22 protein-coding genes and 1 pseudogene are annotated in these 23,786 nt (G+C 59.7%); 15 read left to right on the top strand and 8 right to left on the bottom strand.

The features are described 5' to 3' along the window. Nucleotides 1–7: 7 nt before the first annotated feature. Complete coding sequence (locus NW849_RS02620) at nucleotides 8–1,594, bottom strand: hypothetical protein (RefSeq protein WP_414355783.1); 1,587 nt, start codon at nucleotides 1,592–1,594, stop codon at nucleotides 8–10. A gap of 214 nt (nucleotides 1,595–1,808) precedes the next feature. On the opposite strand from NW849_RS02620, the gene NW849_RS02615 reads away from it, so the two are divergent. The 3 genes from NW849_RS02615 (at nucleotide 1,809) to NW849_RS02605 (ending at nucleotide 6,185) form a co-directional block, all read left to right on the top strand. Further along, a complete protein-coding gene (locus NW849_RS02615; RefSeq protein ID WP_414355782.1) occupies nucleotides 1,809–3,917 on the top strand; it encodes a tetratricopeptide repeat protein in 2,109 nt (702 codons plus the stop codon). A 100-nt stretch (nucleotides 3,918–4,017) separates the two neighbouring features. Further along, nucleotides 4,018–5,199, top strand: coding sequence for a 3-dehydroquinate synthase (gene aroB, locus NW849_RS02610; RefSeq protein WP_414355781.1), 1,182 nt, complete (start codon nucleotides 4,018–4,020; stop codon nucleotides 5,197–5,199). Next, entirely contained in the window at nucleotides 5,178–6,185 is a 1,008-nt protein-coding gene (locus NW849_RS02605) for an aspartate-semialdehyde dehydrogenase (protein ID WP_414355780.1), read from the top strand. The genes aroB and NW849_RS02605 overlap by 22 nt, the downstream gene beginning before the upstream one ends. 13 nt (nucleotides 6,186–6,198) lie before the next feature. On the opposite strand, the gene NW849_RS02600 is transcribed toward NW849_RS02605, so the two are convergent. Beyond that, nucleotides 6,199–7,233, bottom strand: coding sequence for a hypothetical protein (locus tag NW849_RS02600; RefSeq protein ID WP_414355779.1), 1,035 nt, complete (start codon nucleotides 7,231–7,233; stop codon nucleotides 6,199–6,201). A 265-nt stretch (nucleotides 7,234–7,498) separates the two neighbouring features. Here NW849_RS02600 and NW849_RS02595 point away from each other — a divergent pair, with 265 nt between their 5' ends. The 3 genes from NW849_RS02595 to NW849_RS02585 all read left to right on the top strand — a co-directional run bounded on the left by NW849_RS02595 (nucleotide 7,499) and on the right by NW849_RS02585 (nucleotide 9,354). Further along, complete coding sequence (locus tag NW849_RS02595; protein ID WP_414355778.1) at nucleotides 7,499–7,648, top strand: hypothetical protein; 150 nt, start codon at nucleotides 7,499–7,501, stop codon at nucleotides 7,646–7,648. Between the two features lie 100 nt (nucleotides 7,649–7,748). Next, on the top strand, nucleotides 7,749–8,522 hold the full coding sequence (locus NW849_RS02590) for a ZIP family metal transporter (protein ID WP_414355777.1): 774 nt from the start codon (nucleotides 7,749–7,751) through the stop codon (nucleotides 8,520–8,522). Between the two features lie 49 nt (nucleotides 8,523–8,571). Further along, nucleotides 8,572–9,354, top strand: coding sequence for an alpha/beta hydrolase (locus NW849_RS02585; protein WP_414355776.1), 783 nt, complete (start codon nucleotides 8,572–8,574; stop codon nucleotides 9,352–9,354). Here NW849_RS02585 and NW849_RS02580 read toward each other — a convergent pair. Beyond that, the gene (locus NW849_RS02580; protein ID WP_414355775.1) at nucleotides 9,320–10,129 is read right to left on the bottom strand and encodes a DUF3598 family protein; all 810 of its coding nucleotides are present in this window, start codon (nucleotides 10,127–10,129) and stop codon (nucleotides 9,320–9,322) included. The two genes, NW849_RS02585 and NW849_RS02580, sit on opposite strands and share 35 nt — an antisense overlap. A gap of 52 nt (nucleotides 10,130–10,181) precedes the next feature. On the opposite strand from NW849_RS02580, the gene NW849_RS02575 reads away from it, so the two are divergent. Then, a complete protein-coding gene (locus NW849_RS02575) occupies nucleotides 10,182–10,544 on the top strand; it encodes a hypothetical protein (RefSeq protein ID WP_414355774.1) in 363 nt (120 codons plus the stop codon). Nucleotides 10,545–10,548: 4 nt separating this feature from the next. After that, nucleotides 10,549–11,196 (top strand): cadmium resistance transporter, encoded by a 648-nt coding sequence (locus tag NW849_RS02570; protein WP_414355773.1) that lies wholly within the window; start codon nucleotides 10,549–10,551, stop codon nucleotides 11,194–11,196. A 49-nt stretch (nucleotides 11,197–11,245) separates the two neighbouring features. Here the strand turns inward: NW849_RS02570 and NW849_RS02565 are convergent, their stop codons facing one another. From NW849_RS02565 to murC, 3 genes are all read right to left on the bottom strand, one after another. Further along, nucleotides 11,246–11,512: a hypothetical protein gene (locus NW849_RS02565; RefSeq protein WP_414342676.1), complete on the bottom strand. Its 267-nt coding sequence runs from the start codon at nucleotides 11,510–11,512 to the stop codon at nucleotides 11,246–11,248. Nucleotides 11,513–11,631: 119 nt separating this feature from the next. Continuing rightward, nucleotides 11,632–12,618: a UDP-N-acetylmuramate dehydrogenase gene (gene murB / locus NW849_RS02560; protein WP_414355772.1), complete on the bottom strand. Its 987-nt coding sequence runs from the start codon at nucleotides 12,616–12,618 to the stop codon at nucleotides 11,632–11,634. A 29-nt stretch (nucleotides 12,619–12,647) separates the two neighbouring features. Next, entirely contained in the window at nucleotides 12,648–14,084 is a 1,437-nt protein-coding gene (murC, locus tag NW849_RS02555) for a UDP-N-acetylmuramate--L-alanine ligase (protein ID WP_414355799.1), read from the bottom strand. 334 nt (nucleotides 14,085–14,418) lie between these two features. On the opposite strand from murC, the gene NW849_RS02550 reads away from it, so the two are divergent. The 3 genes from NW849_RS02550 to NW849_RS02540 all read left to right on the top strand — a co-directional run bounded on the left by NW849_RS02550 (nucleotide 14,419) and on the right by NW849_RS02540 (nucleotide 17,727). Further along, complete coding sequence (locus tag NW849_RS02550) at nucleotides 14,419–15,570, top strand: ABC exporter membrane fusion protein (RefSeq protein ID WP_414355771.1); 1,152 nt, start codon at nucleotides 14,419–14,421, stop codon at nucleotides 15,568–15,570. Nucleotides 15,571–15,579: 9 nt separating this feature from the next. Beyond that, the gene (gene devC / locus NW849_RS02545) at nucleotides 15,580–16,764 is read left to right on the top strand and encodes an ABC transporter permease DevC (RefSeq protein WP_414355770.1); all 1,185 of its coding nucleotides are present in this window, start codon (nucleotides 15,580–15,582) and stop codon (nucleotides 16,762–16,764) included. 225 nt (nucleotides 16,765–16,989) lie between these two features. Next, on the top strand, nucleotides 16,990–17,727 hold the full coding sequence (locus NW849_RS02540; RefSeq protein WP_414355769.1) for a DevA family ABC transporter ATP-binding protein: 738 nt from the start codon (nucleotides 16,990–16,992) through the stop codon (nucleotides 17,725–17,727). Here the strand turns inward: NW849_RS02540 and NW849_RS02535 are convergent. After that, nucleotides 17,724–18,695 (bottom strand): GDP-L-fucose synthase family protein, encoded by a 972-nt coding sequence (locus tag NW849_RS02535; protein ID WP_414355768.1) that lies wholly within the window; start codon nucleotides 18,693–18,695, stop codon nucleotides 17,724–17,726. The two genes, NW849_RS02540 and NW849_RS02535, sit on opposite strands and share 4 nt — an antisense overlap. Before the next feature lie 134 nt (nucleotides 18,696–18,829). Between NW849_RS02535 and NW849_RS02530 the strand changes: the two genes are divergently transcribed. Continuing rightward, nucleotides 18,830–20,071, top strand: a complete 1,242-nt coding sequence (locus tag NW849_RS02530) for an RNA-guided endonuclease InsQ/TnpB family protein (protein WP_414355767.1) — start codon at nucleotides 18,830–18,832, stop codon at nucleotides 20,069–20,071. 23 nt (nucleotides 20,072–20,094) lie between these two features. Here NW849_RS02530 and NW849_RS02525 read toward each other — a convergent pair whose 3' ends face one another. Further along, the gene (locus NW849_RS02525; protein ID WP_414355766.1) at nucleotides 20,095–21,075 is read right to left on the bottom strand and encodes an alpha-ketoacid dehydrogenase subunit beta; all 981 of its coding nucleotides are present in this window, start codon (nucleotides 21,073–21,075) and stop codon (nucleotides 20,095–20,097) included. A gap of 201 nt (nucleotides 21,076–21,276) precedes the next feature. Here NW849_RS02525 and pdxA point away from each other — a divergent pair, with 201 nt between their 5' ends. The 3 genes and pseudogenes from pdxA to NW849_RS02510 all read left to right on the top strand — a co-directional run. Then, nucleotides 21,277–22,365 carry a 4-hydroxythreonine-4-phosphate dehydrogenase PdxA gene (gene pdxA, locus NW849_RS02520; protein ID WP_414355765.1) on the top strand — a complete coding sequence of 363 codons (1,089 nt, stop codon included), beginning with the start codon at nucleotides 21,277–21,279 and terminating at the stop codon, nucleotides 22,363–22,365. A gap of 29 nt (nucleotides 22,366–22,394) precedes the next feature. Then, a complete protein-coding gene (locus NW849_RS02515; RefSeq protein ID WP_414355798.1) occupies nucleotides 22,395–23,510 on the top strand; it encodes an aldo/keto reductase in 1,116 nt (371 codons plus the stop codon). 87 nt (nucleotides 23,511–23,597) lie between these two features. Continuing rightward, nucleotides 23,598–23,786 (top strand): annotated as a pseudogene (locus NW849_RS02510) (hypothetical protein); the annotation flags it as partial.

The following is a 23,786-nucleotide window of genomic DNA, read 5'->3' as shown; positions in this document are numbered from 1 at the left end:
CGCACCGCTAACGCGAACAGCGGGCAGGGGCGCGCATTCTCCTGGATTGCCACAGGCTCCAGCCTTGCCAGAGCAGGAGAATCAACGCCAGGATCCCGACCACCCCGGCCAGCACCAGCGCCCGTTCCAGGCGGGTGGCATGGAAGCCGGTTACCGTCCAATCGCGGCTGAGGTTGGATCCCAGAATGGCAAGCACAGTCAGGCCCAAACCAAGGACTCCGTCCCGCTGCCGCGAATGGATCCCTGGAGATTCCGCCCCTCTTCCCTCCTGCTGCAGGAGGATGGGCTGCAGCGCCGCCAGGATCAAGGCGGTGGTCAAGGCTCCCAACAGGAAGGCCGCTTGCGGCTGAGCGTGAATGAAGTAGCCCACCCCCACCGGCAGAGCCAGGCTGGCCAGCGTCAGAGCGATCCCCGTCTGCAGGGGTTTGTCTGGCCCATACAGCCAGTGCAGGAGCGCCGCCAGCGCCATGGCCGCCATTCCCAGGTACAGCGCCGCCGACACATAGGGTTGGGTGAGGTCGATCCCGGCAACCTGCAGGTTGAACTGGTGCAACAGGTTTTGCAGCAGAGGGCGGGCCGACAAGAAGAGGGCTGCCATCGCCCCCCAGCGGCTGGGAAAAGCCAGACACCCCAGCCCCAAGAGCGCCGCCCCGTAGGATCCCCCCAATCGCAGCGCCAGCAGCGCTCCTCCGCCCACCAGCGTTAGGCCCACGCAGGCCTGCCAGAGCAGCCATCCTTGTTGCTCGGCAACGCTGACGCGACCGGCTAAAGCCTCCGGCCCGCTGACATGAGCAGGTTCCCCTGCCGGCGCGGGGATCCCCTGTCCCGTCTGGTTTTCCAAGGCAAGCAAGGCCCACGAGAGCAGCACCCCTGCCCCGTAGAGCAAGGCCCAAAAGGGATCCTGGTATAGGCCGTTGCGGGTCAAGGCCAAGGCCAGCGCCAACGCCACCAGCCACCCCACCCCATGCCCCACTGCCGACAGCAGCCCGGGGGAGTCTTCTGAGGCGGTCAAGAGCGGCACAGTGCCTGCCACCAAGCTGAGGGCGGCCAGCCCCACCGGCAACAGCACCTGCCAAGGGAGATCCGGCTGGGATCCCATCTCCAGCAGGCGAGATCCCCAGGTTATGGCGGCAATGCCGCTCCACCCCTGGCCCAGCGCCATCAGCAACGACAGGGCTTCCGCTGCGGCCAAGACCCCCAGCAAAGGGATCCCCACCAAGCCCATCCCCAGGCCGCAGCCCCACAGAAACAGCATTCCATGTTGCTCCGCAATGCCGATGCGACCGGGGGAGCCGACAGCCAGACTTTGCCAGGCCGCCAAACTGAGCAACAGCACCACCAGCCCCTGTCCAGCCCGACCGCAGCCACTCAACCCCAGCAACCCCACCCCCACCAGGCCCCCCAACAACAGGGCCAGGGGGATCGGCTCCGGCAACTGACCCAGCCAGCACCCCAGCGCCGCCAACGCCACCAAGCCCAGCCCCACCGCCGGTTGCCAACGGCGAACGGATCCCCAGCGGCGGTAGCGAATTGCTTCCAACAGCAAGACCACCAAGCCAATCGCAGCCGCAATCGCCAAAACTCCGCCCAGCATGTGCTCCCTCCTTTCAAGCCCTGCACCAACTATCGCCTATCGTTGTCCGCTCATCATCGCCATTCGCAGAAGCGTCGCGTAGGGATAAGGTTTGCTCCTTGCCCCAGACTCGGTGGAGGGCAGTGCCCCGCACCGCTAGTGCGTTTGCGTTTGTGAAAGCGTCGCGCAGCGATAACGCAAAGATAAGCTGGAGAAGATCAGCGAGCGGGCGTTCATGTCTTCAGAGCATTACAAGTTCGACCTTTTCTTGCGCTACCACCGAGAGCAAGCCCGGTGGGCGCGTCAACTGGCGGAGCGGCTGGATCGCGAGGGTTTCAAAGTCTGGTTTGACCGCTGGATGCTGCAGCCGGGGGATAACCGCAAGCTGGAGCTGCAACTGGCCATCGAACAATGCCGCTGGGTGGGAGTGGTGGCCTCTCCAGAGTTTGTTGCCGATCCCTGGCCAAGGGATGAGCTGTACAGCGGGTTTCCCCATGCCCCGGCACGACAAAACCAGCGTCTGCTGACGCTGCTGCACACCCCCACTGAGCTACCCCGCCCCCTGGAAGAGGCGCCCCTGCTGGATTTTACCGGCTCAGAAGAGGATCCGGTGCTGTTTGAGTACCGCGCCTTGGAGCTAATGCACTTTTTGGATCCCAGCTTCCCTGCCCCCGGGGATCTGCAGCGGTTCCGGCTGCAATACCGCCGCCGTGAGGGGAAAGAGTCCCTGGAAGATGAAGAGGTGCGGGGATTTCAGGCCTTTTTGCGGGCCATCCAGATGGCCATCCTGCGCATTGCCACGGGCGAAACTCCCTCCGCCACGCCAGAAGAAGGGGCACGTCAGATTGCCATTCTGCAGTTTATTCAGCGGCTGTTTCAGTGGAACAGTGCCGACATCCAATTCGAGCGGGGGGAAGACTGGCGTCGCCGCGGCAACCTGACGGAAGCCCTGGCCGCCTACGACCGGGCTCTGAACATGGATCCCAACTTCGCCCTGGCTTGGAGCCGCCGTGGGGATGTGCTGGTGCAGTTGGCCCGCTACCGCGAGGCGGTGGACAGCTACAACGGATCCCTGAGCATCAACCCCTACGACGAAGAAACCCGGCTGCGCCTGGCCCTGATTCTGGGGCGCCTGGGGCAATACAAGTCGGCGGTGGTTAACTACGACAAGGTGCTGGAGAGCAACCCGGAAGATGCTCTGGCCTGGCATAACCGCGGCATCCGCCTGCTGCAACTGAAGCGGTCTAAGCTGGCCCTGAACAGCCTGAACAAAGCGCTGCGCCACAACCCCAAGCAGCCCCGCACCTGGCTGGCCCGTGGGATCGTGTTGCGACGGCTGCGGCGGCCCAGCTCGGCAGCGGCTAGTTTTGCGCGGGTTTTGAAGCTCAACCCCAGAAGTGCGCGGGTTTGGCGCTACCAAGGCAATGCCCTCTTCCACTGCCACCGGCTGCGCTCGGCTGTCGAGTGTTACAAGCGCTCGCTGCGGCTGCGTCGCCGGGATCCCATAACCCTGCACAACTTGGGGGTGGCCCTGCTGCGCTTGGGGCAGTATCGGCTGGCCAGCAAGGCCCTAGAACGCGCTCTGCGCTACGATGCCGACAACTACAAAAGCTGGTACGCCCGCGGTGTGGCCTTCCAGAAATTGGGCTACCTGAAAGAAGCCTGCATCCACTTCGAGGAAGCCCTCAAGATCAAGCCGGAGCACTTTCCGGCCCGCTATGCCCTGGCAATGGCCCAGCAGGAGTTGGGGCAATATGAGGCCAGCCTGCAGCATTTCCAGCGCTTGGTGCAGCAGCGTCCCGGCAGTTCTGCCTGCTGGTTTGGCCAGATCACCAGCCTGCGGCGTCTGGGCCGGCTGGAAGAAGCCCGTGCCGCCTGCCAGCAGATGCTCCGCCTCAACGAACGGGATCCCTGGGGCTGGTTTGCCCTGGGCTTGCTCTACGGCGAGCTAAAGGATCCCGAACAAGCTGTGCAAGCCTACTCGCGGGTTTTGCAGCTCACCCCAGAAGATGCTGTGGCCCTCAACAACCGCGCCTGGGAAGCCTTGAAACTGGGGAAGCTGGAACCTGCTCTGGCAGACGCCCAACAGGCCACGCACCTGGATCCGCAGCGGCCCGCCTTTTGGCACACCCTGGGGCTGATTCAACTGCGCGCCGGCCAGCGAGAAGCCGCCCAGGCCAGCTTGCGGCGCTGTCTGGAGCTGGATCCCCAATTTCAGCCGGCCCAAGCTGCTTTGCAGGATTTGGCCCAAGAAGACTCGGCCTCGCCGGCGGGAACAGCTCTGCCGGATTTGGAAACCCTCACTCCCCAGTCGGAGCCGCAGCCAGTTGACCCCAACCCCTAGCAGGATCCCCTGGGCTTTCAGACCCCAAGGACAATGCCTGCAGCAGGCAGACGGGAGCAGAACATGCCACACTGGATCCCGCCCCCCAGGACCGACACGCATGGATCCCTATCTGATCCCTGTCAAGCTTCCCCACAGCTCCTACGATATTCTCCTCCAGTCTGCCGAAGGCCCCCCTGGCCACAGCCTCATCCAGCTGGGATCCCAAATGCGAGCTAGAGGGCTTTCCGGCAGGGCTCTGGTGGTGAGCCATCCCGGCATTGCCAAACACTTTGCCGAGAAGTTGCTGCAGGGGCTGCAACAAGCGGGGTTTGCCGCCCACCTCTGCCTATTGCCTGCCGGCGAACGCTACAAAACCCTGCGCTCGGTGGCCAAGATCTACGACGCCGCCCTAGCCTTTGGCCTGGAGCGCTCCTCCACCTTGGTGGCTCTAGGAGGGGGGGTCATTGGCGACATAGTGGGGTTTGCCGCCGCCACTTGGCTGCGCGGGATCCCTTTTGTGCAGGTGCCCACCTCACTTTTGGCCATGGTGGATGCGGCCATTGGTGGCAAGACCGGCGTCAACCATCCTGGCGGGAAAAACCTCATTGGGGCGTTTTATCAGCCGCGCCTGGTGTGGATTGACCCGACGGTGCTGAAAACTCTGCCCCCACGGGAGTTTACTTCGGCTTTGGCAGAGGTGATCAAATACGGCGTGATTCAGGCTGCCGACCTATTTGAGTTTTTGGAAGATCGACCCCAACTGAGCCGCCATACCGACTTTACTCCCGCAGACTTGCACTACCTGCTGCGCCGCTGTGCCGAGTGCAAAGCCTGGGTGGTGCAGCAGGACGAGAAAGAAGCGGGCCTGCGGGCCATCCTCAACTACGGCCACACCCTCGGCCATGCCCTAGAAGCTGCCACCGGCTACCGCCGCTATCTGCACGGAGAAGCTGTCGCCATCGGCATGGTAGCTGCCGGGGAGATCGCCCGCCGCCTGGGGTGGTGGAGCGCTGCTGAAGCCGAACGGCAACAACGCCTCATTGAAAAAGCAGGACTGCCCAGCCGGTGGCCGGCCGGGATCCCTTGGGAGGCAGTGCTGCAGGCAATGCAGGCCGACAAGAAAGTCAAACAGGGGCGGATTCGCTTCGTTCTGCCCCGCCGCATCGGCCAGGCCGAGCTGACCGATCAAGTCGAGCTGGCAGAGGTGCAGGCTGCTTTGGCCTCGATTACAGCCACCTCTGGAACCCTAGAATTAGGAAAACCTAAGGACAAGAAAGCATGGCACGGCAACAACGAGTAGCCATTTTGGGGGCCACAGGAGCAGTAGGGACGGAGCTGCTGACGCTATTGGAAGAGCGCCACTTTCCTGTAGCCGACCTAAAGCTTTTGGCCTCTCCCCGCTCTGCAGGCACTTATCTAACCTTCAAGGGGGAACGGATCCCGGTTGAGCCGGTTTCAGAAGCGGCCTTCCGGGGCCTGGATCTGGTGCTGGCCTCTGCCGGAGCCGGTGTCTCCAAAACCTGGGCCAGAACCATCGTCGAGGCGGGGGCGGTGCTGATTGACAACTCCAGCGCCTTTCGCCTGGATCCCAATGTTCCGCTAGTGGTGCCGGAGGTCAACCCCCAGGAAGCCTTCCGTCACCAAGGGATCATTGCCAATCCCAACTGCACCACCATCCTAATGTGCGTGGCCATCTACCCCCTGCATCGCCACATCCCCCTGCGCCGCGTGGTGGCCGCCACCTATCAATCGGCCAGTGGGGCCGGGGCCCGCGCCATGGTGGAGCTGCAAGAGCAAACCCACGCCTACCTCCAGGGGCAGCCGTTGCAGCCCCAGGTGTTCCCTTACCCCATTGCCTTCAACCTCTTCCTCCACAACAGCCCCCTGCAAGAGAACGGCTACTGCCAGGAAGAGATGAAGATGGTGAACGAATCCCGCAAGATTATGGGATCCCCCAACCTGCGGCTGACAGCTACCTGTGTGCGGGTGCCGGTGCTACGTACCCACGCCGAGGCCCTCAACCTGGAGTTTGAACAGCCCTTCCCTGTGGAAAAAGCCCGGCAAATCCTGGCCCAGGCCCCTGGGGTGGTGCTCATTGAAGATTGGCAGCAGAACCGCTTTCCCATGCCCATCGACGTGGCCGGCAGGGATGAAGTGGCGGTGGGCCGCATCCGCCAAGACATCTCTGAGCCCAAGGCCCTGGAGCTGTGGCTGTGCGGGGATCAAATCCGCAAAGGTGCGGCCCTCAACGCCGTTCAAATTGCCGAGCTGCTTTTGAAGGACTAATTAACCTGAACCGTCAAGGATTAATAGCCTGAACCGTCCAGGTTACCGGCCCCACTGTAACAGGGGCAGCCTCAGTGCTGTTCAACGTCACCGGGGAGTTGGGGTAGTTGTAGGTGCCGGGTGGGTCCGCAGCTACGAATGAGACTTGGACAGAGATGGTCACTGTGCAAGTTTGTCCTGGGGCTACTTGTCCTCCGGTGAATCCAATGGTGGTGGGCGGAGTCCCCGAGGTTGTGATATTGGGGGAGCCGCACGATGTAGGAGTCGCCGCACCGGCAAATTGCAAACCACCAACCGGCGCTGGCGGCAAGGTGTGGCTAAAGGCCAAGCCCGTCAATGGAATGGCTGCGTTGTTGGTGATGGTAAACGTCAAAGTTCCAGTCCCGCTAGCGGGAGGTGCGCCGATTGGGCCAAGCAGGCTGGGAGAAAAGGCCATGGTAAAGGTGGGAGCTGGCACCGTTACCGTTAAGTTGATAGCAGCAGCGGTGGCATTAGGCGCTTGGTTGCTGCTCAGGGTTACCGCGGGGCTGGTCAGGGATCCCGCTGTCGTGGCTGTAACCTGAAGATCCAGGCTGATGGTGCAGCTAGCGTTGGCTGCCAATGAGCCGTTGACCAGCAAGATGGAAGTTGCTCCTGGTGCAGCTGCCAGCGTCCCGCCACAGCCGTTGCTGAGGTTGTTGGGGGTGGCAACGACCAAGCCGGCAGGCAGGGGATCGGAAAAGGCTAGACCCGTCAGCGGCAGAGCGGCTGTGTTGGTGATCGTGTAGGTCAGAGTTGTTTTGGCAGTGGGGCCAGCAGCCACCGAGGTAGGACTAAATGCCTTGGCAAAAGTTGGGGCACCCGGCGTGGGTGTCGGAGTCGGCGTAGGCGTTGGAGTCGGCGTAGGTGTTGGAGTCGGCGTAGGCGTTGGAGTCGGCGTAGGTGTTGGAGTCGGTGTAGGTGTAGGCACTGTCGTCCCACCGCTTCCGCCTCCACCGCAGCCGGTCAGCCCCAGACAGGCCGCCCCTAGACTCAAAGCCAAAAGGTTTGTAACTGCTTTTTTCTGCATCGCTTTTTCACTCCTCATCATCAGACTTGACTTTAGTTTTCTTTAGTTTTTGTCGACCCGCCTTACTAAAGTATAGCCTGGTCAAATTGCTGCTTAGGATGCTTCTGCGCCCACGCAATCTACCACTGTTGGGAATAAACCTTGCCTCAGATGGCAAGCTCCAACTGGGGAATAGAGCCTTCAGACTTGCTCTTGTGTACCTCGCTCATAAACACAAAATCTGGCAACAGAAGCTTATGCCGCTTGGGCCAGCAATGTTCACACAGTGTTCGTAGACGGGATCCCGATCACCGAGGCCGGTCAAAGTACCCGCATCTCAGAGATCGAAGCGTTGGCAGCCATTCAGGCTCAAACGGAAGATCTACTGCGCTGTCGAGAGCCTTTCAAAGCAACCCTAACTCCGGTGGTGGGCTAGCCATAGCAGGGGATCTGCCATTCCGGTTGGCCACAAACCGCACACAATGTCGCAAAAGGAGGAGAATTGAGAAGCATTCGGCCTTTGTGGAGATTGGCTTGTGCATCCAATTGGGATGGGATCCCTGGCCAGCTTGATCGCCGGGTTGGCAACCGGGTTAGGGGCCTTGCCCGCTCTGTTTCTCCCCTCGCTCTCGGAAAGGGCGCAAGGGATCCTGCTGGGGTTTGGGGGTGGGGTGATGTTGGCGGCCACCTCTTTTTCCCTGCTGGTGCCGGGCACCGAGGCAGCCATAGCGCTGGGGTATTCCCCATTTGGGGCGGCTGTGGTGATGGTGGCAGGCCTGTTGTTGGGGGCGATCTTCCTGGAGAGTGCCCACCGCTTTTTTCCCCACGAGCACTTTTTCAAAGGGGTGGAAGGGGAGAACCGCGCCCATTTGAAACGGATTTGGCTGTTCATCATTGCCATCGCCCTGCACAATTTCCCGGAAGGCTTGGCGGTGGGGGTGGGATTTGCCACCGGCCAAGTCGGCGATGGGTTGGCGTTGGCGTTGGGGATCGGCTTGCAGAACATGCCAGAAGGGCTGGTGGTGGCTTTGTCACTGGTGGGCCAGGGGTACTCGCGGCTGTTCGCTTTTGGCATCGCCCTGCTGACCGGACTGGTGGAGCCCATCGGCGGGATCCTGGGAGCAACGGTGGTCTCTCTGGCGCAGCCCCTACTACCCTGGGGCATGGCTTTTGCGGCGGGGGCGATGTTGTTTGTCATTTCCGATGAGATCATCCCTGAGTCGCACCGGCAGGGGTTGGAGCGGGAGGGCACCTTTGGGGTCATCAGTGGGTTTGTGGTGATGATGTTGCTGGATATCACCTTGGGCTAGCAAGGGATCCCGTCGCGAAGTGGAACGGAGTTTTATTTTTTTATGTTTTATGTTGAGTAACGAACCCTTTTTGTGGCGAGGAGCAGGGGAACACGCCTGTCTGCTGCTACATGGATTGGGGGGCGGTGTTTACGAGTTGCAATGGCTGGCAGAGCGGCTGTTGGCGGCTGGCCTGACGGTGCAGGGATTTAACTATCCCGGCCATGACCGCCCGGCCCATCGCATGCCCCCTTCCCGCTGGACGGAGTGGTACGGGCGGGCTTTGGAGCATTATCTGGCTTTGCAGCAGGAGTACCCGCGCGTTTCCTTGGTGGGCTTTTCCACCGGCTGTCTGCTGGCTTTGCACCTGGCTTTTGCCCATCCCATCCATAAATTGGTGCTGCTGGCGCCATTTTTCGCCATTCGCCACCGCTGGTACTATCTTTTTCGCCCTGAGCAGTACCTGAACAGCCTGGGTTGGCTATTGAAGGAGGTGCCCCGCCTCAGCTTGCCGATTCGGGATGGGGACGCTCGAGCCTTGGCAGAAAGAACGGCCTATTTCCGCAGCTTTAATCTGTCGGCGGTGCGCAGCGCTCTGGAGCTGATCGAGCGGGTCAAGGGGGAAGTGGCCAGCATCCGGGTTCCCACCCTGATCCTGCAATCCCGCCAAGATACAGTAGTGGATCCTGAACAGGCAGCGTGGCTCTATCAAGAGCTGGGATCCGAGGAGAAGATCTTGCATTGGCTGGAGCACTCCGACCACATCCTCACTTTGGACTGCGAGCGGGAAACGGTGTTTGCCCAGGTTTGCGCCTTTCTCAAACGGGATCCCTCTGCGCCCGGATCAGCGTAACCCCTTGCCAAGCACCGCGGGCATCGTAGTCCCGGATCAAACGCAAGAGATAATGGCAGTCTTCCGGCTGCGGAAACCAGCTCAGGCTCACCGAAAAGCTACGATCCCGGTGGGCGGTAGGGATGGGCAAGGGATCCGGCCCGCCAATCCACAGCCCTCCCGGCAAGGGATCCCAGTTGCTCAACCACTCTGCCCCCGAGCAGTCCACCTCGGTTTCGGCAAACCGGCCCTCGGCAACCGCAAAGCTCTGGGCGATCCCCCGCCATCTCCCCTGGAGGCAGGCTCTCAGCTGCTCTCTGCTCAGGGGTGCACAGTCTGCAACGGGATCCAAAGGTTGGCCGCGGCGCTCCAAAATCGTGGTCACCCCCATCAGTCGGCCCTGGGCATCCCATTGCTGCACCACCCGCGCCTTGCGATCTTCCCAGAGAAAGCCTTGCTCAACGGCAAAATCGCTGAACGGTGCCAGTTGCACCCGCCCGTTGGAAAAGGATCCATCGGGGAAAAACCGCAATCCAGGAGAGAAGTCTTGGTAAACCCAACTGTGGCAGCTTTCTGGAGTGGGGGATCCCTGTAGGGGGTAGTAGGCGTTGGTTTGGCGGATCGCGCTCCCTGCCGCCGGACTTCCTGAAGAAGAGGATGGAGCCAAGGCCTCAAAGGTGATGAGGCTGCGCTTTTGGCCCCCCAGCTCCCAGCCGCCGGCGGTGGGTCGATAGTTGGAGAAGAGGCCGTGCCACACTCCCAGGTGGAGAGCCAGACATTGTTTTTGGGTTTTCATGAAGCAATGTGAAGCTAAGATTGTGAGGACGTAACGCTGGAGAGCAAGACCTATGGGGAAGAAGCTCCGAGGTGGCATTTTACTGATTTTGGGGTTTATGCTGTCTCCCCTTTCCTGGTGGAATGACTTGTTTTTCAACCTGCCGATTGCCTATGGGTTTGGCTACCTTTGTAGCCTGTGGCAGCCACAGTGGTTTTTGAGCGGAACCCTCGTGGGGTACTGGCTCTCCAACTTGATGGGCATTCTCATGATGCAGTTTGGCGCTACGGATGTCGTCGAGAAAGGCGAGAAACCCCGCAATATGAAACGCGATCTCTTGATTGGGCTGGCTTCTTCTACCGCCTATACTTCGGCTATTGTTGGGCTGCTTCAGTTTCACCTCGTCGATATCAGCGCCATCTTCCCCATTTCTTAACCCTATGCCGCTGGCAATTTTCTGGGCAACTTTAGTCGAAGGGATCCTCGCTTTTATTGCCACCCATATCGACGACTTTTTCTTGCTGGTTCTGTTGTTTGCCCAGGCACAGATTCGGCCTACTTGGAAGGGCTGGCACATTTGGCTGGGGGGCTACTTGGGCTTGGCAGGGTTGATCCTGATCAGCTCTCTGGGATACTTGGGAGGCCTGTTGTTGCCGCCACCTGCGATTGGGCTGCTGGGGGTGATCCCGATTGCTGTGGGTGGTTGGAAATTGTGGCGACCTGAACCTGAAGAAACCTTGGAAAAAGAGTTGGAAGAGTTGCGAGAGCGCCCAACCCAAAAGGCTTGGTCAGTTTTTTTGCCCCCACCAGCCCTGATGTCCATGCTCCTCACCTTTGCCAATGGTGGAGATAATGTCAGCCTGTACGTTCCTCTGTTTGCCGGCAGCACCCCTCCTCAGTTGGCCCTTTTTTCCACGATTTTTCTGATGAAGGGATTGTGGTTTGCAGTGGCTCAAAAACTGACAATGCAACCTGAAGTAGCCAAGGTTTTGGCCGAGCGGGGAGAGCGCTGGGTGCCCTGGATTCTCATGGGCTTGGGGGTGTGGATCCTGTTCAAAAATGAGACTTGGAGATGGCTTTTGTCTTAGACTCTGGCCGGGATTTGTTCGTGATAGCGGGACGGGATTCTTTCGAGTTCTAGTCGTTGTGTCGGTCTAGAGAGGGATCCCAGTCCAGATCTTCGTGGCGGTGCTCCCGTTCCCAGCGATGCACCCAGTCCCAAATGCGATAGTGCTGCTCGGCGGTGAGTTGCTTGGGATCTTGGGCCAAAGCGGCAGCCTCTTCTGGGGTGAGCAAAGCAGCCAGGCTGCCGATCTCCACCAAATAGCGGCGTTCTTCCGCAGTGGTGTGGGACTGATTGAGCCGTTGAATTAAACGACGTAAAGTGGCTACATCTTGACTCATAAGCCGATAGGAAAGAATCGACGAGCATCTAAGCTGGTAAGAACAGTTTAAGAGCAGAATCATCGAAATTATCAAAGTCATCAAAAGAAAGCAGGCCAAATTGCCCAGCCGATGCTCTTCTAATCCTCAAAGGATCCCAGAATGCGCACTTCCGGCTCCAAAAGCACCGACCATTGTTGATAGACCTTTTCCTGGGCCAAGCGAATCAAGCGGTAAATGTCCTTGGCACTCGCCTGATGGCAATTGAGGATGAAGTTGGCATGGCGCTCTGAAATTTGGGCCCCACCGATGCGGTACCCCTTCAAGCCGACCTGCTCGATTAGCCAGCCGGCAGGGTGAGACTCTGGGTTGCGAAAGACGCTGCCACAACTGGGCAAATGATAGGGCTGAGAGCTTAGGCGTTGGTTGAGGTAGCGCTGGGTTTCCCACTGCACCTGGGACGGATCCCTGCTTGGGATCAACTGCAGCGTCGCTCCTGTCACCGTCCAGGGGGAGTCCTGTAGGCGAGAGCGGCGATAGCCAAATTGCAGATCGGCAGGTTCTAGGCGGCAGGGCTCTTGTTCCTCGTCCAAAATCTGCACTTCCACCAGCACATCCGCCATGGCGCGTCCGTGGGCACCCGCATTCATCACCACGGCTCCCCCCAGGGTGCCAGGGATCCCGATGGCCCACTCCAAACCGCTCCAGCCTTGCTTGGCGGCTGCCCGCGCCAGATTGACCAAAGGCTCTCCGGCAGCGGCCCAAATTCTCCCCCCTTCCAGCAGTTGGATCCCCCGCAAACGGCGAGTGCCGATCACCAGCCCCTTCAACCCCGCATCGCTGATGAGCAGATTGCTACCTGCCCCCAGCAGCGTCGTGGGGATCCCTTCTGCTCGCGCCCAAGCCAAACACTGCTGCAGCTCCAGATGGATACGGGGCTCACAATACCACTCCGCTTTGCCGCCCACGCGAAAGGTGGTCAGAGGAGCCAACGGGATCCCCGATTGAATTCGTCCAGATAGCAGAGCCGCCGGCCCGCGGGGGAGAAGCCTGTCTTCAGCGGTAAGACTTGCCGCCTCAGACTCACAGGAACCGTCCCGCTGAGGCACCACCGGAGCCATCGTCATGATTCAATACCTCAGAAGCAGCTATCTTTTCAGCTGAAGTTTGGATTTTTGGCTTGCCCAGGCTGTTCCCTCACCTGAGCCGCATATGCCCGCATCGTAGCGATTATCTGCTGATTTAGGTCCCCTGCGCCCAAAAAAACGGCGAGATCTCCAGGCTGCAGGACGGACGGCAACACCTCCGGCAATCGCGGCAAAGACGACACATAGCGCACATGGGGATGGTGCTCCGCCACCGCTACGGCCAAACGCAAGCTGTCAGAACGCTCAGGCGTCGGCTCTCCCGCCCCATAGGTGGGCACGATCACCACCACGTCCGCCTCCCCAAAGCAGCGGGCAAAATCTTGGAACAGGGCAGCCAAGCGGCTGTGGCGATGGGGCTGAAATACCGCCACCACCCGCCGCTGCTGTAGCCGTGCTGCCTGCAGGGTGGCTCGAATCTCGCTGGGATGATGGGCATAGTCGTCGATAAAGGTGACTTCTTCCACCTCGCCTTTGACTTCAAATCGCCGCTGCACCCCTCGAAACTCGGCCAGAGCCGAGGCAATCACCGCAAACTCCAAGCCCAACTGCCGCCCCACGGCGACCGCCGCCAGGGCATTGCTGAGGTTATGGGATCCCAACACCTGTAGGCGAAGCTGTCCGAGGAGGGATCCCTTTTCCCAGATCTCAGCGCAGGTGGAATTGGCAGTGTAGAGGATCTGACGGGCTTGGTACTGGGCTTGGGGATGACCGGTCAGGCTGTAGCCCACATCCACCCTCAGGTGAGCCGCCACGTTGGGACAGTCCAGACAGGCCACCAGGGTTTGGCTTTGCTGCCCATACTGTTGAAAAGCCCGGATCACCTGCCCCAAATCGGCGTAGTGATCGGGGTGATCCAGCTCAATGTTGGTGATCACCCCAATCTTGGGATAGAGCCGCACCAGGGATCCATCCGACTCATCCACCTCGGCCACCCAATACTCCCCCTTGCCCAGACGGGCATTGCCATCCCAGGCATCCACTTCCCCGCCGATAATCAAGGTGGGATCCCAGCCCGCCGAGAGCAATACATAGCCGATCATGCTGCTGGTGGTGGTTTTGCCGTGGGTGCCGGCCACCCCAATGCCAGAGCGATGGTTAAACAGAGCCGCCAACAAGTCTGCCCGGTGCCAAACCGTCAATCCTTTGCCCAGGGCAGCGGCCAATTCCGGATTGGTGGGGCGAATGGCGCTGGAATAGACCACCTGGGGATCCCCGACCAATCCCTCCGAGCTGTGGCCCTGAAAGAAGCGCACCCCCAAAGCTTCCAGGCGGCGGGTACGGCCATTGGCGACAATGTCGGATCCGGAAACGCGAAACCCTTGCTTAGCCAGAATATAGGCCAGAGCCGACATCCCCACTCCACCAATGCCCACAAAGTGATAGGTGGACAGCAAGGGATTTAAGGGATCCAAATGCAGGGGCAGAGGCTGAGACGGAACCGGCAACGGCGGGATGGGATCCCTTCCTCCAACTGTTTCCACCATCGCAACTCCACCCCACTCCTAAAACCGCCACACTCCAGAAAAAGGACTGCGTTCTGCTGACTACAAACAGGTTCGAACAGGCCACATCATATCAGGAATCCCCAGAGCTAGGTAGGCTGCGCCTCACCGGCTGCCAATGATCTTCCGGCACCTTGGGGAACCCAAAGGGAGTGAAAATACGGTGAAGACAAGCAACATAGAATACGGCTGGACATTTTCATCCCAAAAACTTTACACTTATTTAAGAAAAAGAGGCGGCGTTTGTCGTCTGCAAAGCCACAGCGGGTAAAAGGCCATGAACCCACGAGCGCTTTGGTCGCTGGCAGGAGTCGGGCTGCTTGGTTGTGCCGGTCTGGCATGGCTGGGATTGAGCCAACAGGGAGCCACACAGTCGGTATCGGGAAGTGCAGAGGCAACGGTGGAAATGCGGCTGCCTCCGCAAGTTGGTGCTTTGGGTCGCCTGGAGCCGGAGGGGGAAGTGCTGCGCATTGCCGGTTCCCCTGGAGAACGGCTGGGAGAGCTGCTGGTGACCGAGGGGGATCGCGTGGTGGCAGGCCAAGTGCTGGCCCGCTTGGAAAGCTACGCCGAGCGGTTGGCGGAGCGAGAGTACGCTGCCGCCCAACTTCAAGAGGCCCGCGCCCGGTTGCAGGCCGAGACCCGTTTCAGTCAGGCCCAAATCCAAGAGGCACGCACCCGCCTCAGCCGTCTGGACGAGCCGCAACAGATGCAAATCCGCTCCCAGGAAGCGGTGGTGGAACGTATCCGGGCAGAACTGGCCGATGCCGAGGCCAATCTGGCCCGCTTTCAGGAGCTCTGGCAGGAAGGAGCAATCTCGCAACAAGAGCTGGATCAACGCCGGCTGCTGGTGCGGCAACGACAGGAGGACTTGCGGGCTGCCGAAGCCACCCTGAGCCAACTGCGCCTGGCCCGTGAGCGGGATCTGCTCAATGCCCAAGCCCAAGTCCAAGCTGCCGAGGCGGGACTGAGTCTGGCCCAAGCCCAAGTCCAACTGGGATCCCTGGCCCGCAATCTGGAACTGGCAGAAGCTCGCCTAGAGCGCACCCTCATCCGCGCTCCCCGTGCTGGACAGGTGCTCAAGATCCACACCCGCCCTGGAGAGGTCATCCCCGCCGGCGAGGGCATTCTCGAGCTGGGCAACACTGACCAAATGATGGTGGTGGCCGAGGTCTACGAAGCAGACATCTTGCGGGTTCGGCCAGGCCAGCAGGCCACCATTAGCAACCGCGCTCTGCCAGAAACCCTGCAGGGCCGAGTGGAGCGGGTAGGCCTGCAGATTGGCAAGAAAGATGTGCTCAACACCGACCCAGCTGCCGATGTGGATGCCCGTGTGGTAGAGGTGTATATCCGCCTGGATCCGGAGAGCAGCGCCCGCGTGGCTGGCCTGACCAACCTGCAGGTGAATGTGGCCATCGATGTCGAGGGGTAGGCTCAGCCCATGTACAGCCTGTTCAGTGTGGCTTTTATCGCCCATCGGATCCCGTTGGCCTGGCTGCAGTTGACGCGGGAGAAGATCCGCCTGCTGGTGGCCCTGGCGGGCATTGCCTTTGCTTGCATCTTGATGTTCATGCAGTTGGGCTTCCAAGACAGCCTGCTGGAAAGTGCCATCCGCTTCCACGTGGCCCTGAAGGGAGAGATCTTCCTGGTCAGCCCTCAGTCCAACGCCCTGATTGCCATGAACACCTTCTCCCAGCGGCGACTCTATCAGGCTTTGGGCTTTGAGGGGGTGCGGGCCATCTCGCCTGTCTATGTGGGCTTTGCCCTCTGGAAAAACCCAGAGACCCGCCGTACCCGCAGCATTTTTGTGGTAGGAGTGGATCCCTCGGCTGATCTGTTGGACTTGCCGGAACTGACGCCGGACAAGCTGGAAGAGATCAAAAAGGCGGACGTGGTGCTTTTTGACCGCCGCTCCCGCAGCGAGTTTGGCCCCATCCCAGAGTGGTTTGAGTCCGGGCGAGAGGTGGTTACTGAGGTGGGAAACCGCCGCGTCCAGGTGGGGGGCCTGTTTGAGATGGGGGCCACCTTTGGAGCCGACGGCACCATTCTCACCAGCGATCTCAATTTCCTGCGCATTTTTCCGCAGCGGGGGCGCGGCCTAGTGGATATCGGCGTGGTGCAACTCCAGCCGGGTGTGGATCCGGATCCCTTGGTGCGGCAGATGCGGGCTTTGCTGCCGGAAGATGTGCGGGTGCTCTCACGGGCGGAGTTTATCGATATGGAGCAAACCTACTGGGAAGAGGGCACAGCCATCGGCTTTATTTTCGGCCTGGGGGTGGGCATGGGCTTTATTGTCGGCATTGTGATTGTCTATCAAATTCTCTACACCGATGTGTCGGATCACCTGGCGGAATATGCCACTCTCAAAGCCATGGGCTACACCGATACCTACCTGCTGGGGGTGGTATTTCAAGAGGCGATCCTGCTGGCCGGCTTGGGGTATATTCCCGCCTTTGCCCTGTCGGTTCTGCTCTACGATTTGACGGCCAATGCCACGTTGCTGCCTATTGCCATGACCTTCAACCGGGCGATGCTGGTCCTGGGGCTGGCGGTGAGCATGTGTTTCATCTCAGGAGCGATTGCCGTGCGACGGCTGCGGGCAGCCGATCCTGCCGACATTTTCTAGAGTTTTGGCTGTGGGCAGGGCGCCGGGGCGTTGGTAAGTCAATAGTCTGCCAAAGGGGATCGGATGGATGGTGAAGGGTTTGAACTAAACTGTCTAAAAACTTCTGGGATCCTCATCAACGCTCTCCGGCCAAAGGTTTCTAAATGGTCTCATCTCAACGCTCCAAATGACGGCCTAAGTGGTCAATGAGTTGTCAACGCAAAGTTTTGAGATTTTGAGTTTCCTATGCTGACTCCTCTTCTCGATCAAGCTGCCCTTGCTTCTGCCCAGAATGCCGTTGAGCCAGTGGTGAAAGCCGAAGGTGTAAACCACTATTTCGGCGAGGGATCCCTGCGCAAGCAGATTCTCTTCGACATTAGCTTTGCCCTGCAGCCAGGGGAGATCGTGCTGCTGACTGGCCCTTCCGGCTCCGGCAAAACCACCCTGCTGACGCTGCTGGGGGCCTTGCGCTCGGTGCAGGAGGGCAGCTTGCGGGTGTTGGGACAGGAGCTGCGGGGAGCTCAGCCGAGCACTCTTATCCAAATCCGCCGCCAGGTCGGGTACATTTTCCAAGCCCATAACCTGCTGCGCTCGCTGACGGCAGCTCAAAACGTGCGCATGGCTCTGGAGCTGCACAACGGCCTTGCTCCTCAACAGGTGCAGCAGCGGGCAGAGGAAATGCTGGCGGCAGTGGGCCTAGGGGATCGCGTCCACTCTTACCCTGAGCAGCTTTCGGGAGGACAGAAACAGCGGGTGGCCATCGCGCGGGCCTTGGTCAGCCATCCCAAGCTGGTGCTGGCAGACGAGCCCACGGCAGCCCTAGATAGCAAGTCGGGTCGCGAGGTGGTGACCCTGATGGAGAAGTTGGCGCGGGAGCAGGGCTGCACCATCCTCATGGTGACCCACGACAACCGCATCCTGGACATCGCGGATCGGGTGCTGCACATGGAGGATGGCCGGCTGGAGAGCCAAGGGGTTGCCTAGCTTTGCCCAGAGCAGGCGTGGCGGCGGTACCAGTCGATGGTGCGCTGCAGCCCTTCCCGCAAGCCGACTTTGGCCACAAAACCCATCCTCTCTCGGGCTTTGGAGACATCCAGACAGCGGCGGGGTTGGCCATTGGGCTTGTCCGTTTGCCAGCGGATCTCTCCCCGGAACTCCATCAGCTCGCAGATGAGGGCAATCAGATCCCGGATGGAGATCTCTTCACCGGTGCCCAGGTTCAAGGGATCCGCCCCGTCGTAAAGCTGGGTGGCCATGACAATGCCGCGGGCCGCATCTTCAGCGTAGAAAAACTCGCGGGTGGGGCTGCCATCCCCCCACACTTCGACATAGTTTTGGCCCCGTTGCTGTGCTTCATGCACCTTGCGGATCAAGGCTGGGATGACGTGGGAGCTTTCGGGGTCGAAGTTGTCCATCGGGCCATAGAGGTTCACCGGCAGGAGGTAGATGCCGTTGAAGCCGTACTGCTGTCGGTAGGCTTGCAGTTGCACCAGCAGGGCTTTCTTGGCGATGCCGTAGGGGGCGTTGGTCTCTTCCGGGTAGCCGTTCCAGAGATCCTCTTCCTTGAAGGGGACGGGGGTAAACTTGGGGTAGGCGCAGATGGTGCCCACGCAGACAAACTTCTCCACCCCGGCCAGATAGGCGGCGTGGATGAGCTGGGATCCCATGATGAGGTTGTCGTAGAAGAGTTCTGCCGGCTTGGCTTGGTTGAGGCCGATCCCGCCTACGTGGGCGGCCAAGTGGATCACGATCTCCTGCCCCTGCACCACCTCCTGGCAGACTTCCCAGCGGCGCAGATCCTGGGTGCGCGAGCGCGGGATGCGCACCTGCTCCGGCTTTACCCCCAGCACCTGCAACTGTTGCAGCACATGTTTGCCCAAAAAGCCGCTGCCCCCTGTGAGCAAAATGCGCTTCTGGCTGAGATCAATGGAACCGGGCAAGCTGTTGGGCATAGATCCGACGCAGAGAACTCCCGGCTTTCATTATGCGGCAGAGGGGATAGCCGTATTTCAGCTTACTAGCGCAGGAGCCCCGCCCTCTGTCCGTAGGGCGAGGGTCGGGAGGAATGCGGAGTTACGATACAACCATGACCCAAGTCCTGACCCTTTCCTGCAAGCTCAAGGTGTCCCAGTCGCAAGCCGCAAAGTTGGACGCGACCTTGGATGCCTTCGGCCAAGCCTTGAACTGGGTCAACCAAAACACACCCGAGAAAGTCGCCAACGCCGTTAAACTTCAATCTCTGGGCTACCACCAAATCCGTGCCCGGTTCGGCTTGTCCAGTAACTTGGCTCAGCAGGTCTGCAGACGGCTGGCAGGTGCCCGTAAGGTCGCCCGACAGAAAAACCGCCCGGTCAAAGCGTTCAAGGGGGGCTTTGCGACCTATGACGCTCGTATCTTTTCATTTCGCGAGAAAGACTGGACGGTGTCGCTGACCACGGTGGAGGGTCGAGAACGCTTTGAGCTGGCGATTGGTCATTACCAGAGAGAAAAGCTGGCGGGCTCCAATCCCAAATCGGCCACTCTGGTCAAGCGCAAAGGTTCCTACTACATTCAAATCCAAATCTGTGTGGAAACGGAACCGTTTCCACGCCAACGCACGGACAGGGTACTGGGTGTGGATTTGGGAAGGACAGATATTGCCCATACATCGGAAGGAGATAACTGGAATGGACAGCAGTTGAGCAGAGTCCGAGACCGTTATTCCAAGCTGAGAGCGGTACTCCAGCAAAAAGCCAGTAAGGGCACCCGCAGTTCGCGGCGCAGATGCAGAGAACTGTTGCAACGGCTGTCTGGCAAGGAGAGGCGCTTTCAAGCCTGGCTCAATCATCGCATCTCCAAGGCTGTTGTCTCTAGGGCGAAGGCCACAAACAGTGCCATTGCTCTGGAAAACCTGACAGGGATTCGGGAGCGTATCAACCAACAACCCCGCAGCAAAGCCGAGCGGCGCAGGGCTAACAGTTGGGCGTTCTACCAACTCCGTCAATTTCTGGAATACAAGGCGAGGGTTGCAGGGGTTTCTCTGATTCTTGTTCCGCCTGCCTACACGTCGCAGACCTGCCACCGGTGCTTGCATATTCATCCCGACCCTGAACAGTCCTACCGCAGTGGGAAGAAGTTTAAGTGTGGGCACTGTGGATGGGAAGGGGATGCGGATTTCAATGGTGCGAATGTGATTGCGCTTTTGGGGGCTGCTGTAAACCAGCCTAGAGGTCAAGCCTACGGCTCGCTTCGCGAACGTGGTTGGCTTGCCAACTACAGGGCTACCGAAAGCCTGCACTCTTTCGCTTTAGCGGCGCGGAGCACTCTGCGTCAGCATGAGTGCGGGTAGTTTACTGTTGTTTTGTAGGGGTTCTAATCCGCGTAGAGGAGCCGCTCCACCGCCGCCACGATATCTGCAGGTTGCACGATGGTGGCTGCCTCCAGGGTGCCGTTGTAGGGGGTGGGAATGTCCTGCGAAGCCAAACGCACCACCGGCGCATCCAGCTCATCGAACAGTTCTTCCATGATGCGAGCCGTCAGTTCCGCCCCAATGCCACCCGATTTCATGTCTTCCTCAACAATAATCACCCGATGGGTTTTGCGCACCGAAGCGGCAATGGTCTCCATATCCAGAGGCTTGAGGGAGATCAAGTCGATCACCTCGGGGTCGATCTCCTGCTGCACCAGAGTGTCCACGGCCTTGAGCACGTGGTAGCGCATGCGGGAGTAGGTGAGCAGGGTAACATCGGAGCCAGATCGGACGATTTCGGCTTTGTCCAGAGGCAAAAGGTATTCTTCCTCCGGCAGATCTTCTTTCAAGTTGTACAAAAGGACATGCTCGAAAAAGAGAACTGGGTTGTCATCGCGGATGGCGGACTTGAGCAAGCCCTTGGCATTGTAAGGCGTTGAACAGGCTACGATCTTGAGCCCAGGCACCGCTTGAAAGTAAGCCTCTAGCCGCTGCGAGTGCTCTGCCCCCAACTGACGACCCACCCCGCCCGGCCCGCGGATGACCATCGGGATCTTGAAGTTGCCCCCAGAAGTGTAGCGAAGCATACCGGCATTGTTGGCAATTTGGTTGAAGGCCAGGAGCAGAAAGCCCATGTTCATCCCTTCCACCACCGGGCGCAAGCCGGTCATGGCTGCCCCAATGGCCAAGCCGGTAAAGCTGTTCTCGCAGATGGGGGTATCCAGCAGGCGCATCTCCCCATACTTGCGATACAGGTCTTTGGTGACTTTGTAGGAGCCACCGTAATGGCCGACATCTTCTCCCAAAACAAACACGTTGGGATCCCGGGCCATTTCTTCGTCGAGGGCAGCACGCAAGGCGTTGTAAAGGAATGTCTCGGCCATATGAGGTCAAATATCGCTAAACCCTCATTAAACCATTTTGCCGGCATGGATCCCCTTGCAGATGACTGGATAGGCTGAGCTCAGCATTCTGGCTCAGAGGGATGGCGACCTTACCCCACAGCTTTTGTCGGCACTCTGCTTCCCCTGCAAAATGGAGATCATCTGTCTTCTCAAGATCTGTCTTCTCAAGATAAAGACACCATGAGCCTTGCACTGCCCAAACTGGCCCTGACCTTGGGGGATCCCACGGGAATTGGGCCGGAAATTGTGCTCAAGGTGCTGGCGGATCCTGAGGTGCAGTCTTGCGCCCACATCACGGTTGTAGGGGATCGGCAGGTTCTAGAAGCCACCTATCGCCTGCTGAGAGATCGGTCGCCGGCTCCGTTGGCCCATCCGGCAGGGATCCCGATGCTGGAATGCAACACGGGCTTTTGGTTGCAGCCTGGCCGTGTCGGTCAAGGGGATGCCGACAGTGGTGCGGTTAGTTTTGCTTACCTGAGAACGGCGGTCGAACGGACGTTGCAGGGGGAGTTTCAGGGGATCGTGACAGCACCCATCGCCAAATATCTCTGGCATCAAGCTGGCTACCGGTTCCCTGGCCAAACGGAAGTTTTGGCCCAGCTGAGTGGGTCTGAACGCTACGGGATGCTGTTTGTCGCCCGTTCCCCCCACAGTGGCTGGCAGATGCGGGTTTTGCTGGCCACCACCCATATTCCCCTCGGCCAGGTGCCCACCGTGCTGACCCCAGAGCGGGTGCGGACAGCGCTGGATTTGCTGGTGGGATCCCTGCGCCACACCTTTGGGATCCCGGATCCTAGGATTGCAGTGGCCGGCCTGAATCCCCACGCCGGCGAACAGGGGCAACTGGGATCTGAGGAAAAAGAATGGCTGACCGAGCTGCTGCGCACCTATGCCCACGCCCAAATCTGGGGGCCGCTTCCCCCCGACACCCTGTGGGTGGCTCCCGCGCAAGCCTGGCATGGCCAGGGATCCCCAACTGTGGCAGATGCCTACTTGGCTCTCTATCATGATCAAGGTTTGATCCCGGTGAAGATGCTGGCTTTTGACCGGGCAGTCAACCTGACAATTGGGTTGCCTTTTGTTCGCACCTCTCCCGATCATGGCACCGCCTTCGACATTGCCGGCCAAGGGGTGGCCCGGTGCGAGAGCCTTAAGCAGGCGATCCTGCTGGCGGCAGAACTGCTGGGCAAAAACCCCCAATCCCCTGAGGGAAATGCCGTCTGTACCCGACAATCTGAGGCCGTTTCTCGTTTCCAGGGGGTGGCTTGATGGAAGTTGCCGGTGCTACCTCAACCGGAATGCTTTACCGTCACTTTGGGCGCACCCAACAGCTGGTCTCGGTTTTTTCTCTGGGCAGCATGCGCTTGGTCAATGTGCCCAGGGCTCAGGCTCAGGCAACCGTTGAGGCAGCCCTAGCCGCAGGGATCAACCACATCGAAACGGCTCAGGCTTATGGCCATGCCGAGGTGCTCTTGGGCGAGATTTTGCAAACCCTGCCCTTTTCACGCCATCAGTTGATTCTGACCAGCAAACTCACTCCCACAGATGGGTTGCGAGAGCGGCTTCAGGGATCCCTGCGCCGTCTGCGGGTGGATTACCTGGATCAATTTGCCTTTCATGGCATCAACTTGCCGGAACATCTGGAGTGGGTGCTGCAGAAAGGGTTGCCGATTCTCAAGCAGATGCAGCAAGAAGGCTGGGTGCGCTACATTGGTTTTTCCACCCATGGATCCCTGGAGTTAATTTTGCAGGCCATCCAGACAGGATGCTTTGACTTTGTTAATTTGCACTATCACTTTTTCCAACAGCGCAATGCACCGGCCCTAAAAGCAGCTGCCCAGCAGGATATGGGCGTGTTCATTATTTCTCCCGCCGATAAGGGGGGAATGCTCTATCGCCCGCCCCAACACCTGCAGGAGTGCTGTGCCCCTTTCAGCCCCTTGGAATTTGCCTATCGTTTTTTGCTGGCGGATCCCCGTGTTCACACCCTCAGCCTAGGCATCACCCATCCTGAGGAGTTGCAGGTGGCCTTGTCGGCCTTACGGGATCCCGACCGGTGGTGGGTAAATGGCCCTCAGGTGCAAGAACGGTTGCGCCAAACCGAGCAGGAACGCTTGGGATCCAGCCGCTGCGCCCAGTGCTACGCCTGCCTGCCCTGCCCAGAAGGGATCCACATTCCGGAAGTGCTGCGGTTGCGCAACTTGGCCATTGCCCACGAGATGACGGAGTTTGCCCAGTACCGCTACAACATGTTCGGCCAAGCTGGGCATTGGTTTCCGGGGTCACCTGCCGACCGCTGTACCGAATGCGGTGACTGCTTGCCCCGCTGCCCAGAGCATCTGCGGATCCCGGAGTTGCTGTCCGAAGCCCACCAGTTGCTGCATCGGTCTCCGATCCGGCGGCTCTGGGAATAACCATTCCACCTATCCTATTTGGCTGAGCTTAACTCCACTTATAATCGGATGGAGTTTATCGATTGCATCACAAGGCGAGGCATCGGAGTGAATAGTCAGAGCCAAGACCGCTTAGACCGGGTGGAACAACTGCTGGCTTGGACGGCTGAACAGACCGCTGCCAACAGCCGAGAAATCCGGGAGCTCTGCCAATCCATCCAGGAGCTGCGTCAGTCCATCCAAGAAAGCCGCGCCCAGTCTGCCGAGGAGAACGCCGCCCGTCTGCGGGAAATCGAG

Origin of the sequence: Synechococcus sp. R55.3, from assembly GCF_047461975.1 — a bacterium.
Lineage (GTDB): Bacteria > Cyanobacteriota > Cyanobacteriia > Thermostichales > Thermostichaceae > Thermostichus.
The sequence above is the reverse complement of the archived record's forward strand: the minus strand, read 5'-3'. Positions and strand labels throughout refer to the sequence as shown.

What these genes read in the sequence shown, in the direction of transcription:
- devC (WP_414355770.1), top strand. Translation starts at nt 15,580, where the DNA reads ATGTACAGCCTGTTCAGTGTGGCTTTTATCGCCCATCGGATCCCGTTG.
- NW849_RS02525 (WP_414355766.1), bottom strand. Translation starts at nt 21,075, where the DNA reads ATGGCCGAGACATTCCTTTACAACGCCTTGCGTGCTGCCCTCGACGAA.
- NW849_RS02585 (WP_414355776.1), top strand. Translation starts at nt 8,572, where the DNA reads ATGTTGAGTAACGAACCCTTTTTGTGGCGAGGAGCAGGGGAACACGCC.
- NW849_RS02575 (WP_414355774.1), top strand. Translation starts at nt 10,182, where the DNA reads ATGGGGAAGAAGCTCCGAGGTGGCATTTTACTGATTTTGGGGTTTATG.
- aroB (WP_414355781.1), top strand. Translation starts at nt 4,018, where the DNA reads ATGGATCCCTATCTGATCCCTGTCAAGCTTCCCCACAGCTCCTACGAT.
- NW849_RS02515 (WP_414355798.1), top strand. Translation starts at nt 22,395, where the DNA reads ATGCTTTACCGTCACTTTGGGCGCACCCAACAGCTGGTCTCGGTTTTT.
- pdxA (WP_414355765.1), top strand. Translation starts at nt 21,277, where the DNA reads ATGAGCCTTGCACTGCCCAAACTGGCCCTGACCTTGGGGGATCCCACG.
- NW849_RS02535 (WP_414355768.1), bottom strand. Translation starts at nt 18,695, where the DNA reads ATGCCCAACAGCTTGCCCGGTTCCATTGATCTCAGCCAGAAGCGCATT.
- NW849_RS02605 (WP_414355780.1), top strand. Translation starts at nt 5,178, where the DNA reads ATGGCACGGCAACAACGAGTAGCCATTTTGGGGGCCACAGGAGCAGTA.
- NW849_RS02570 (WP_414355773.1), top strand. Translation starts at nt 10,549, where the DNA reads ATGCCGCTGGCAATTTTCTGGGCAACTTTAGTCGAAGGGATCCTCGCT.
- NW849_RS02620 (WP_414355783.1), bottom strand. Translation starts at nt 1,594, where the DNA reads ATGCTGGGCGGAGTTTTGGCGATTGCGGCTGCGATTGGCTTGGTGGTC.
- NW849_RS02565 (WP_414342676.1), bottom strand. Translation starts at nt 11,512, where the DNA reads ATGAGTCAAGATGTAGCCACTTTACGTCGTTTAATTCAACGGCTCAAT.
- NW849_RS02550 (WP_414355771.1), top strand. Translation starts at nt 14,419, where the DNA reads ATGAACCCACGAGCGCTTTGGTCGCTGGCAGGAGTCGGGCTGCTTGGT.
- NW849_RS02600 (WP_414355779.1), bottom strand. Translation starts at nt 7,233, where the DNA reads ATGCAGAAAAAAGCAGTTACAAACCTTTTGGCTTTGAGTCTAGGGGCG.
- NW849_RS02615 (WP_414355782.1), top strand. Translation starts at nt 1,809, where the DNA reads ATGTCTTCAGAGCATTACAAGTTCGACCTTTTCTTGCGCTACCACCGA.
- NW849_RS02530 (WP_414355767.1), top strand. Translation starts at nt 18,830, where the DNA reads ATGACCCAAGTCCTGACCCTTTCCTGCAAGCTCAAGGTGTCCCAGTCG.
- NW849_RS02580 (WP_414355775.1), bottom strand. Translation starts at nt 10,129, where the DNA reads ATGAAAACCCAAAAACAATGTCTGGCTCTCCACCTGGGAGTGTGGCAC.
- NW849_RS02540 (WP_414355769.1), top strand. Translation starts at nt 16,990, where the DNA reads ATGCTGACTCCTCTTCTCGATCAAGCTGCCCTTGCTTCTGCCCAGAAT.
- murB (WP_414355772.1), bottom strand. Translation starts at nt 12,618, where the DNA reads ATGACGATGGCTCCGGTGGTGCCTCAGCGGGACGGTTCCTGTGAGTCT.